Here is a 12037-nt window from a genome sequence, read left to right on the forward strand (position 1 = left end):
CTACCGGTCGAGCTGTGCGTGCAACGGCCTATACGAATCGTCCGCTCGTGTCTCGTGTCTCTGTGGTAATACACGTAATCGTGGCCGCCGGCAGGCGAGTCGAGTGCAACGTAAGGAGTTGTCCCGGATGGGGTTTCAAACGCCGCTCTACGAGCTGAGCGAGTACTTGAAAAAGGCGGGGTCCGGCAAGATCCAGCTCCCGGATTTTCAGCGCGGCTATAAGTGGGAGGACGAGCGGATTCGTCAACTGCTCGTCACAGTCCTACGCGGGCACCCGCTGGGAGTAGTTATGCTGCTGAGCACCGGAAACGACCAGATCCGCTTCAAGCCACGACCGATCGAAGGTGTTGACGTACCGGTCGGCGCGACCGCGGAGTCCCTGCTCCTCGACGGCCAGCAACGGTTGACATCGTTGATGCAATCGTTGACCGGCGACGGCATCGTGCACACGATGGATAGCCGTGGAAAGCGGATGAATCGTCGCTACTTCATCGACATGCGCGTCGCGGTCCAGGGCGAGGACCGAATTGACGATGCAGTTCTGTCGCTGCCTGCCGACGGAATCGAACGCACCAACTTTGGCAGGGACATCGTTCGCGACGTCTCCACCGCAGATAGACAGCGCGCAGAAGGAATGTTCCCGGTGAACCTGATCTTCGGTGACGCAATGACGTGGCTAATCGATCTCGACGACCGCGAGCTGATGAAGGACTTCAACGATGTCGTCCTCAAACCGGCTGGCACGTACAACATCCCGGCTATCGAGCTCGACAAGAACACGAGCAAGGGCGCAGTTGCGACGGTCTTCGAGAAAGTCAATGTCGGCGGGCTCCCACTCAACGTGTTCGAACTGCTGACCGCGACGTTTGCCGGCGACGCCGAATACTACGAGGCCAACGGCACAGACTTCCGCCTCAACGACAACTGGAAGGAAACTCAGGCGGCTTTCGCCGCCTACCCCGTGCTGGCGGGGCTGGAGAGCACAGACTTCCTCCAGGCCGTCACGCTGCTCACCACACGCAAGCGGAACCACGAATACGTCGGCAACCGTCCACCGGCCATTTCAGCCAAGCGAGAAGATGTACTGAAGCTGACTCTCGCCGACTACCTCGAGTGGGTCGGCCCTCTTCGCGAAGCATTCATCTGGGCATCGGACTTCCTCGCCGACCGCCACATTTTCGACACCAAGTTCCTGCCTTATCCGAAGCAACTGGTGCCACTCGCGGCGATAAGGGTTTCGATGGGTCGTGATGCAGACCTCCTCGGGCCGAGGGAAAAGCTGGTGCGCTGGCTCTGGTGTGGGATTCTCGGCGAGCTCTACGGCGGCGCTATAGAGACTCGCTTCGTCCGCGACGTTGAACAAGTACCAGCTTGGGGTCGTGGTGACGCCGATGCCGCGACACCCAATACAGTCAACGACGCGACATTCGTCGAGTCTCGTCTGCACTCCCTGCGCACGCGAAACGCCGCCGCCTACAAGGGAATCTACGCGTTGCTTCTGGGTAATGAGGCACGAGACTGGATGGAAGACAAGGCGCTCGACAAAGTTCAGTACACCAATCTGGCTGTCGACATTCACCACATCTTCCCCAAGAAGTGGTGTATCGACCACAGCATCGACGACGAGCGACGTGAGAGCATCGTGAATAAGACCGCGATTTCTGCGGTCACCAACCGCACTATCGGCGGCGCCGCACCGTCCGCGTACCTTACTCAGATCGAGCGCAAAGCCCAGATCGATAGTGCCAGGCTCGACAGCCTGGTCGAGGCTCACTTGGTGCCGGCAGAGTTGTTACGAGCCGACGACTTCGATTCCTATTTCGCCGAACGGCGCGGTCGCCTGTGCGATCTAGTCGCGGGGGCAATGGGTAAGGCCGTCCCGCGGGACATCGGGCACGATGCGACCGAGGACTCGGCGCAGTTCGAAATTGCCGAGATCGAGGAACTGCCAGACGAGGCTGAGTAGCCTCCTTCTTGCGCTCAACGCGGCCAACGATCGGTCCTCCGTTTCGGAGTTACTGCCTCCGAGAAGGACGAGAGACGCGTAGGCCCTCGCACTCAAAGGTGCGAGGGCCTGACGGTCGAGTTCTACGAGAGTCTCACTCCCATTCGATGGTCCCCGGCGGCTTGCTCGTCACGTCGAGCACGACGCGGTTCACGTCGGGCACCTCGTTGGTGATGCGGGTCGAGATGATCTCTAGCACCTCGTACGGGACGCGGGTCCAGTCGGCGGTCATGGCGTCTTCGCTCGACACCGGACGCAGCACTATCGGGTGACCGTAGGTCCGTCCGTCGCCCTGCACACCGACACTGCGAACATCAGCCAACAGGACCACCGGGCACTGCCAGATCTGGCCGTCGAGCCCGGCGGAGGTGAGTTCTTCACGTGCGATCAGGTCGGCCTGGCGGAGCAGGTCGAGCCGGTCCTTGGTCACCTCACCGACGATGCGGATCGCGAGGCCGGGGCCGGGGAACGGCTGGCGGGCGACCATCTCTTCGGGCAACCCGAGTTCGCGTCCGACGGCACGCACTTCGTCCTTGAACAGGAGGCGGAGCGGTTCGACGAGCTTGAACTCGAGATCTTCGGGGAGCCCACCGACGTTGTGGTGGCTCTTGATGTTGGCGGTACCGCTGCCGCCGCCGGATTCGACGACGTCCGGGTACAGGGTGCCCTGGACGAGGTAGTCGATGGTCTTGCCTTCGGCTGCGCGGTCGCCGAGCGCTTCGGACACGACGTCTTCGAACGACCGGATGAACTCGCGGCCGATGATCTTGCGCTTCTCCTCCGGGTCGGACACGCCCGCGAGGTGTCCGAGGAAGGTCTCTTCGGCGTCGACAGTCACCAGGCGTGCGCCGGTGGCGGCGACGAAGTCGTTCTGCACCTGCTCGCGCTCGCCGGCGCGCAGCAGACCGTGGTCGACGAACACGCAGGTGAGTCGGTCACCGATCGCGCGCTGCACGAGGGCGCCCGCGACCGCCGAGTCGACACCGCCGGACAGTGCGCAGAGCGCGAGGTCGTCGCCGACTTGTTCGCGCACGTCGGCGATGAGCGCGTCGGCGATGTTGGCCGCGGTCCACGTCGGTTCGAGGCCGGCGACCTCGTAGAGGAAGCGGGCGAGCACCTCCTGGCCGTGCGGGCTGTGCATCACTTCGGGGTGGTACTGGACACCGGCCATCTGTCGCTCGACGCACTCGAAGGCGGCGACCGGGGCGCCCGGCGTCGACGCGGTCACGTCGAACCCTTCGGGCGCACTCTGCACAGCGTCGTTGTGGCTCATCCACACCGGCTGAGTGCCCGGGAGCCCGCGGTGGAGCTTGCCATCGCCCGACACGGTCAACGTGGTGCGGCCGAACTCGCGTCCACCGGTGTTAGCGACGACGCCGCCGAGCGCTGCGGTCATCTTCTGGAAGCCGTAGCAGATGCCGAACACGGGGATGCCGAGGTCGAACAGCTTCTCGTCGATGGTCGGCGCCCCGTCGGCGTACACCGACGCCGGCCCGCCCGACAAGATCAGTGCCGCCGGATTCTTCGCGGTGATCTCCTCGAGCGTCGCATCGTGGGCGACGACCTCCGAGTAGATGCGAGCCTCGCGCACACGCCGAGCAATGAGCTGCGCGTACTGGGCTCCGAAGTCGACGACGAGGACAGGACGCGGATGGTCTGCGGATGGGTTCGTCACGGGGGCCAGTCTATCGGGCGCGCGAGTGCAGTATCGACGCTGGTTGAGCAGCGCTGCCCAGACGTCGAGAAGTTCGTTCGCGATGGCATTCAATGACGTGTCGGTGCATGCAGACCATTGCGCGAAACCACGGTGCACCGGCGGTGCCGTTCGGACGAGGAGCTTCACCGAATACATAGGTTGAGACAACGCGATCGGAGCGTCCTCCAAGGTCCTCGACTGTTTCGGCGACAGAAGCACGGACTCTTATCAGCACGTTGACGTGGTCACCTGCCAACCAGGTCAAGCCCGGGAACTCGTCGACGAGTCCAAGGTGCGCCCGGTCTTCCTCGGACCAGACCACGCGACATCGGGACCTTCGTGGTGAGCGTTCCGTCATCCGATCCCGTGAACCATCCGGCACGGCTTCGGGATTGTCAGACTCGCGGCGTACGATCCGTTTCGCATCCGACAAAACCTCCATTTCGCGCTCCGCAGTTCCGCTGTGGAACGCCGACCGACTTAACCGAGGACAGCAAAGCACAGTGGATTACGCGATATCTGTTCTCACCGACCAGAAGGTGATGCCAGCGCAGGCACGCCGCACAGCGAAGTACCGGTGCCCTGTCTGCCTCGGCGACGTCCATCCCCGACACGGACAGAAGAAGGCCAGCCATTTCGCGCACAATCAGAGCGCACCTGAAATCTGCCCATTGCGCAGCCAGTCGACAAGCCAAGAAGTACTGCGTGCCCTCGGTCGAGCAGTCCTGTCGATGCAGATTGTTCTCGTCGACGGTGCTATCGCGATCACATACCTCGATTCACAGGCCCCGCCGTGGCGAATCAATGCCGAGAAGTCAGCACGTCACAGAGGTTCACCGAGGGAGCCAGATCCACAAACCGATTCGGGTCGTTCTACCCTGCCCGACCTCGTAGGCGCGCTCGTTTTCGTTCGGCGTCTCGGCGGTGCGTTCTTCGGCCACGACCAGCGCGAAGTGCCGATTAAGTGGGGCGATGAAGTGCTCATACTGTCGAGCAGCAATCTCGGGTCGGCGCCCGGCGGCAAACGCATCCCACCGGTCACCATGCAAGGCCGCACATGGCTGGCGTGGCAGGTCACGCTGCCGCATACTCCTAGTCGCGATTACGAGACGTGGCTCACCTCGATCGACATTGCAGTCCAGTCGCCGAGATGGAATCCGCAATTTGTGACACCCCCGGAGATGTACCGGAACCAGTCGCCCGCGGTGGTGTTCCGACCGGGGACCGTCGTCGCCGTCCAAAACTCGGATCTGACCTCGAAGACATCCTCGACGTCCAAAACAGGGAGGATTCATGGCCCAGACCTTGAGGCGTCGTCGCTCCGGAGGATTCAGGCCCCGACCGGCGTCCGACAGGTCGAGATCCGCAGTGAGAATCATGACGTGAGACTCGCGTACGCGATCATCGCGGATCATCAGAAGCACGTACTGCCGCCCGTCACCGTCACCGTCGGCGACTCCGCCTTTGATAACCAGACTCCAATTGTCGTCGACCGCGACTCCCCGGAAGGGGTAATCAGAATCTCGTCTGCCCCGGGGACGACACTCTCAGTGACCGCGACCGAACCGCTCCTGAGTGCCAGCAAGGACGTTCGGCGCCTTCTCGACGCTGTCGGATCAGAAGCATCCGGATGGGTCGACGGATGGTCTCCGCACTACGACAGATTCACGATCGAATCGACTGGGACCGGCACGCGCACAATTACTTTCACACGCAAAGGTGCAGATCTGCCGGTAGATGCGGTACCAGTCCAGCCAGAGTCCCCAGCCCCGGACAGCTCCGCAACCTCGGAAGTGAAGCCACAACGACCAACTCCCGAACACATTGCCCTCGCGACCGCCCCCGAGAGCCGGTGGCGCATCGCCTATGGGCTCGCGACTCAGCACACATCAACAAACGGCAACCACTGGCAGCAACACGCCACCAAGCCGACGTGTCTCATTAGGAGAAAACCATAGTGGTGGACAAGAACACTCTGCTCATCGGCAAGGTGAGCGGCACCTCGAAGAACAATGGGTGGAGCACTCCGAAGTACGCCTGGGACGGAAAAACCTGGACGCCGGTCGCAAAGTCGGACTTCGCCCCCGATGGGTCAGTCTTCTGGCGGAGCGGCCTCGCCGGATTCGCACAGAATAATGTCATTGCGTTCCGGGTGACCCCCGGAACGCAGGACCATGCGTGGGCCGGCGCAGACACCGTTCCGTGCCATCCGCTAATCGAGCGGCGCCAGTTGACGTACGGCGAACTGATGCGCGGATGGCATACACGCCCGATCAAGGCGACTCTTCCGGAGGACACTCGCCACGTCTTCGTCGCCTGCGCTGACGGAATCACCCTCGGGCCGATCCGAGTGGTCAGGCACGAGAACGGCCGATTCGCGCTCGACACCGATCAACGACTCGAGCGGCTCGGCGCGATCCGAGACGCGATCCCGTCAATAGCTATCGACCAGCACGGCCAATGGCTTGTTGGAGACGCAACGCCCGATCAATACTTCTTCCTCGACTGCCGGAACAACAACGACGTCTTCAAGACCGCCCTCCGGGATGTCCGCAAGATTCTCGGCGAGTCGAACACCGCAATTCCCACTGCAATCGAAACAAATACGGCGATCGAGTCGGCGCTCAGGCTCGCAGGTGAAGCAATCGGCGACGACGTGAGGGCCGAGCGGCTCAATCGTGCACGCGAGATCGCCGTTAAATGGAAGTCGAGTGCAGTCTCTGCCGAAGAACTGTCCGACGAGATCTGCAGCCTCCCTCAAGTCGCGAACGAGATCATGAAACGCACCGAGGAAGCACGGATCGATGCGCGAGCGCAGACTGCTGCTGAGATTCGTGCGGCGCTCGCCGACGAATCCACCAAACTCGAGAAACTTCGTGGCGAAACTGCCGAACTCGAGTCGAAGCGTGACACCATGTTGCGGGACCTGGATGACGTCGACCGCATCGTGCACAGCAAGCTCGACGACCTATCGTCCCATGCGGCCAGCACCCTCGCTGACGCTGTGCTCCTCAAACCGCTACTTTCCGGGCCGGACGGTCAAGCAACTCATAATCCCAGGCGAAAGAGCGCGCCGTCGGCACCTTTCCCAAAGTCCGAACGCGGGGATCCGGTACGCACAGAGGTCTTCCACTCCGTAACCAGATCGGTGCCCTCTCGGACGTCGCTGCATAGAATTCATGCCGCGCTTCGAGCCGGATTGCTACCAATCTTAACTGGGTCGGGCGCGCGCGAAGCGCTCGCGATGTACAGCCGCGTGGCGCTTGGCGACCGAATGACGTCGGTCTCGGTGGCACACGACTTTCTGCAACCTGTCGACCTCCTCGGCGTGCGCGCCGACACCGGCGACGCGGCCCGGCCACACGGTGATCTACTCCTTCGCGCGAACGACGCTGTTTCGGCTGAGCTTCCAGGGATGCTGGTTCTCGATGGGTTCAACCGCGGCGCCACTGAGTCGTACCTCGCACCATGGCTCGCCGATCCGAATCGTGAAATTCCGATCCCAGAAATGGCACGCGACGCACTCCACCGGAACACGTTCGTTCGTGACCCCAGTCTCCACCTCGCGGCAATCGCGGTGGCCGGTTCTACAACGGCACCAGTCGGACGGGAACTGTGGAGTCGCTCCGTAGTCATCGACGTACGTAGTTGGTACGCCGTCGACCTGGCGTCAGTACGGCCTTCGTTCATCGCGCACCCTAAATCGAGCGACGCCCCATCGTCCAAGCGCTTCCTGGACGAATTGCTGAATGACCTCAAAAAGCACGGCACGACGTGGTGGCCGCTCGACAGTGGTGTCATCACCGCATCCGTTAGCTTCTGCCGGGCTCTGATCAACGACGAGGCAAACGGGGTCGAGGGCGTGGAACTTCGCCGCGCTGTCACCGAGTCCATCGCTGTCCCCTGTCTGGCCGGACAACTTACAGACGACGACCTGACGACGGCTACGTCGATCTTCGCAAAGTGGGCGATGCCGAAGGACGACGACTACGCCAAAAGGTTACAGAACCGTGCTCGCCGACTGCGTGCGACTCTGTCATGAAGCAGGACATAGTCAAGGTCCTGAAGCCACAGGCCGACCGACCGCGAGGCCAGTTGTGTGTCGACCTTGGGCTGCCAGTAGTCGCAGACGACAACACGTTAATCGCGGAGCTCCTGAGAGCCGTTGTGTTCGCGTCAACGGCCAATGGGCATCCAGTCGGGCACGAGGTCATGCTTGACCGAACAATGGAGGTACTCGTCGCCTGTTCCGAAGGCAATCAAGCAGACCTCAGACGCACTGCCTTCGAAATCGCAGTCATGTTGGCAGCGTTGGGCGACCTCACCCGTTCGTTCGACGGAGGGTGGGGATCAGGTGACACGTTCACCGTCGACCGACACGCCAGAGGCCGCTACCTAATCTCTGGCACACCGATTCGTGAGCTCCGCGTGCAGCGCTCACACATCGAGGCGCACGGAGGTCTTCGCATTCTTACGGCGACGACGGGCGGCCTTCCGCTTCGGAGCGTTGAAGACTGGGCGGGCCCCGCCACAGAGCCATTGGATCAGTGGACCAGCAGCGCCCTCAACTCGGACGGCATGACAACGGTGGCCGACAACCTACTCGCCGCCGCAGACTTCACGTTCTACCGACCGGATGCAGCAGCAGCCGCCGCGCAGGATGCCCATCGCTGGACGGGAACTCACCCGGCCCTCAACGGCCGCTTCTTGACGCGCATCGTTCACTACCCGGCCCCGGATCGCTTCGCTATCGCCGACCTTAACGACGGCACGTTGCGCGGACATAGATTGATCAACTACGACGCAGCACAGCGCCTCCTCTTCGGCGTCGACAGCATCCACTCGCGCTGCGCGTCGCTCCGTATCGCAAAGACACCTGCCGACGCCACCATCACCGTCGGCCGCGCTCTGCCCCATCGTGAGATGCGGCTTCTCACCGCCCTTGCATCTAGAGCTTCGAGCACTCGGTGGGTCATCAGTCTCGACGACTTGAGTCACGCTGAGGCCGTCCTTCAAGAACTTGGTTTGTCGACCACCGAATCCGGTCATTCGGCCCGCCACACCGGCAGCCTGGACGCGGGCTCTCAGCCGTTGACATCTCGCAGCCAGTCAGACCGCAAGCGGAGGAAATAGTGCATAGTGCGCGGACTACCTCGCGGGACGTAGCGACAAGTGGCGTGTTCCCGGTAAATCGGTCTACCTGTTGGTTGACTCCGTGATCGCCCCTGAAGGTGGGATGGATAGGACAATGATCGGTATGGCTGGTCGGAAGAGGTATTCATCGCAGGAGATCGTCCGCAAGTTACGTAGGACGGATGAGCTCGCGGCGGCGGGGTCGTCGGGTGAGCAGATCGCGGCGGAACTGGAAGTATCGGCCGCGACGCTCTACAACCGGCGCCGCTCCTACGGCGGGACGCAGCGAAAGCGCTCAAGGACGTGCGGGAGCAGAACAACCGCCTCAAGCGGCTGCTGGCCGAGGCCGAGTTGGAAAAGGACGCACTGGGGGAGGTCGCGAAGGGAAAATTCTGAGCCCAGACGCTAAACGCGCCGCCGTCGACATGCCCAAACGGGTCAAGGGCATGTCCGAACGGCTGGCGTGCAAGAGTAGGGCTTTCCCGGTCCACCTACCGCACCCCGAAAATGGCTGTACCTCGCAGGATCCAGATGCCGAGTGCGTGGCTGGCTGCGGGCGTACTCCACGAAGCATCCCTGTCATGGCGTCGCCATCTCGACGAACACATCTATATACGCCAAGAGCGCGCCGCAAGCTCGAGTCCGTTCATAGACGAGCACTACACATATCTTACTGTTGGGGTTCCATCCCACCTCCTCGTCTCGAGGGTTAGCCTGTTTTTAGTTCGCTACGAAAGGCACCCGCATGAATAGGCACGCCATCGGGGTTTTGTTTATCGCAGTAGGGCTTGTTTTAGTGACCGGATGTGCGCCTAGTCCCGCTGACGACGCATCTTCAACGAGCGCTACAACGACGGACGACACTGCAGTTGTCACAGCAGGCGGTCCATCGAGTCTTGGCCCGGGTGAAGAAATCTGCGAAATGACAGGATCCAACGGCGCAAAGTTCTACCTGGACGTTACCTCGCGGCTAGACAACGACCTCGGCGCGTGCGCCGACGGCACACCGCTGCAGGGGCCGCTCGGACACCTTATGGACGACGCCCAGTTCGGCCCGCACGTAGACCGACGCTGCGTAATCGACCCGGCCGCCGACCCCACAACCAATGCATTAATCGGGGTGTACAGCCCTGGAACGGTCGCGAGCAAGGAAGCCGCGCGAGAGTACTGCGGGGAGCACTACGGCACGAATCCGCAATAGTCACCGCGCTTAACCTCCTAGCTTCCAGCCCAGGCCTCAGCGCAGTGCAACTCACGTTCGACGCCCGGCGGGAATCGACGTGGCATCCGGTGGCCCCAGCAGACCCTTTAGGTTGTGGATCCACCCGAGCGGCCCCGCACTATAGGACACCCGAGCGGGCCACACGTTGCATCGATTCAGTTTCCCAAAACACACAACCGTGCTCATAACGGCATTGTCGTGACCTACTGTTAGATTCTTCCTTGACCAGCGAAGTCGGAGAATCAGCGGCACCACAAACCCCCGGATGCCCGCCCCACAAGGACCGAGCATAGTGCGGAGTCACTTTGAAACGAGGCATCTATGTGTACCACCATCAACTTCACCCCGAAGTCGCACTCCGGCATGTCCTGCGAGGTCCGCTCACCACTCGGATACCGCCTGACAGTGTCCGGAACCCTCGACGATGTCGAGCCGACCGTCGACGGCGACGAGGTGATGATCGGCAACCTCGCCCTCGTGCACAATGCCTGGGCATATGCGCGCCACGAGAAGCTGTCCCGCAAGTCTAAGAGCCCGGAGAAGAAGCAGAGTCACACGAAGCGCGCCAAAGAGTTCGCGACTGTCATCGAAGGCCTCGCTCCTTTGGTCGAATCTCCCGGCGATGTCACGAAGAACGACTGGTGTTCGGGCTGCTTCGTCCGTTCTGATCACCGATCAGTCAGCCAGACCGGGATGCGGGTGCCCATTTATCTGTGCCAGAGCTGCGGGACTCCGACGCTGCCATGTGCCGCGCGCGGATGCGCACACATGGCACGTCGCCAACGCGGAGGGATTCGGGTCCCGAGGTTCTGCGCGGAACATCGCCACGAAATTCCGAGCTTCGAGCGAGCCAGCGATCAGGTCGACGACATCGCCGACTATCGGGAGCTCTACGAATTCGACGAACGAAACCTGGCTCGCATGTCGAAGGTCGCAGTCGGACTCGGCGCTGGCGCCGGTATCGTCGCCTCAGGCGGCCTGTTCGCTGCCAGTGCGATCGGTGGAGCAATCGGAACGCTCGCTGGCTACAGCGGGGCAGCGGCGGCCAATTACGGGCTCGCCTTCCTCGGTGGCGGCTCGCTCGCTGCTGGCGGTCTCGGTATGGCGGGGGGCACCTACGCGGTCGCCGCAATGGGGGCCGCACTTGGCGGAGCCATGGGCACCATCGTCACCAATGCGTATGTCGGCGAAGATTCGTCATTTCGAATCGAGCGTTTCCGCGAGGGTCCAGGCGTACCCGTCCTCGTCGCCCGAGGATTCTTAACCGAAACCGACTCCGAGTGGTCTGCAGCGATGCAGGCAGTAGAAGCCCGCTACCCAGACTCCCCTATCTATCGGGTGCATTGGGGAAGCAAGGAGTTGCGTAACCTAGCGAGACTGGGCTTGGGCGGGTACGGCCGGCAGCAGGCGACAACGGCTGTAGCCGCAGCGTCAGCGCGGGCCAGTAGAGTCGCCGCGAAGAGGCTCTCCGTAGTCGCCCCGGCGCTCCTTGTGAGTGACGCTGCGAAGAACCCTTGGCACACGGCACTGGTCCGTGCAGACCGCACGGGTGTCGCGCTCGCCGGGATTATCGCCCGCACGACTCCGGAACGCTACATACTGGTTGGCCACAGCCTCGGTGCCCGCGTCATGCTCGCGGCGACTCAAGCGCTCGGTACCGACCCCGACGCACCTGGCGTCCAAACCATTCACCTCCTCGGAGCTGCGCACGGGCGTAAAGGAGATTGGGGACCGCTTAGCGAAGCCGTCACCGAGGGCGTTCACAACTACTGGTCGACCCACGACAAGGTTCTCAAGTTCGCCTTCCAAGCCGCGCAGGCTGGAAGTAAGCCGCTGGGTCTCTACGGGTTCGATTCCAAGTGGCCGAAAATCCGCGACCACGATGCCTCGAAAACTGTCAAGGGACACTCCGAGTACTTCGCGAACGTGAAACTCAAGTAACTGCAGCTGCGGATCGGCGCTCGCCGCACTGGTTGGCGCA

At 62.2% G+C, this 12037-nt stretch carries 7 protein-coding genes and 1 pseudogene; 7 read left to right on the forward strand and 1 reads right to left on the reverse strand.

The genetic code is table 11. The features are described from left to right. The first annotated feature begins 127 nt into the window (after positions 1–127). On the forward strand, positions 128–1966 hold the full coding sequence (locus MP11Mi_RS01620) for a GmrSD restriction endonuclease domain-containing protein (RefSeq protein ID WP_420040584.1): 1839 nt from the start codon (positions 128–130) through the stop codon (positions 1964–1966). Positions 1967–2099: 133 nt separating this feature from the next. Here MP11Mi_RS01620 and guaA read toward each other — a convergent pair whose 3' ends face one another. Continuing rightward, positions 2100–3680 carry a glutamine-hydrolyzing GMP synthase gene (guaA, locus tag MP11Mi_RS01625; protein ID WP_420040585.1) on the reverse strand — a complete coding sequence of 527 codons (1581 nt, stop codon included), beginning with the start codon at positions 3678–3680 and terminating at the stop codon, positions 2100–2102. 563 nt (positions 3681–4243) lie between these two features. On the opposite strand from guaA, the pseudogene MP11Mi_RS18390 reads away from it, so the two are divergent. From MP11Mi_RS18390 to MP11Mi_RS01650, 6 genes and pseudogenes are all read left to right on the forward strand, one after another. Beyond that, a pseudogene (locus MP11Mi_RS18390) lies at positions 4244–4342 on the forward strand (competence protein CoiA family protein); the annotation flags it as partial. 90 nt (positions 4343–4432) lie between these two features. Continuing rightward, positions 4433–5659 carry a hypothetical protein gene (locus tag MP11Mi_RS01630; protein ID WP_420040586.1) on the forward strand — a complete coding sequence of 409 codons (1227 nt, stop codon included), beginning with the start codon at positions 4433–4435 and terminating at the stop codon, positions 5657–5659. After that, the gene (locus tag MP11Mi_RS01635) at positions 5659–7743 is read left to right on the forward strand and encodes a hypothetical protein (RefSeq protein ID WP_420040587.1); all 2085 of its coding nucleotides are present in this window, start codon (positions 5659–5661) and stop codon (positions 7741–7743) included. Before MP11Mi_RS01630 ends, MP11Mi_RS01635 begins: the two co-directional genes overlap by 1 nt. A 536-nt stretch (positions 7744–8279) precedes the next feature. After that, positions 8280–8834 carry a hypothetical protein gene (locus MP11Mi_RS01640; RefSeq protein ID WP_420040588.1) on the forward strand — a complete coding sequence of 185 codons (555 nt, stop codon included), beginning with the start codon at positions 8280–8282 and terminating at the stop codon, positions 8832–8834. Between the two features lie 922 nt (positions 8835–9756). Beyond that, the gene (locus tag MP11Mi_RS01645; protein WP_420040589.1) at positions 9757–10035 is read left to right on the forward strand and encodes a hypothetical protein; all 279 of its coding nucleotides are present in this window, start codon (positions 9757–9759) and stop codon (positions 10033–10035) included. A gap of 342 nt (positions 10036–10377) precedes the next feature. Further along, positions 10378–11997 carry a DUF726 domain-containing protein gene (locus MP11Mi_RS01650; protein WP_420040590.1) on the forward strand — a complete coding sequence of 540 codons (1620 nt, stop codon included), beginning with the start codon at positions 10378–10380 and terminating at the stop codon, positions 11995–11997. The last annotated feature ends 40 nt before the right edge of the window (positions 11998–12037 follow it).

The sequence above is a fragment of the Gordonia abscondita genome, assembly GCF_032711245.1.
Taxonomy (GTDB): Bacteria; Actinomycetota; Actinomycetes; order Mycobacteriales; family Mycobacteriaceae; genus Gordonia.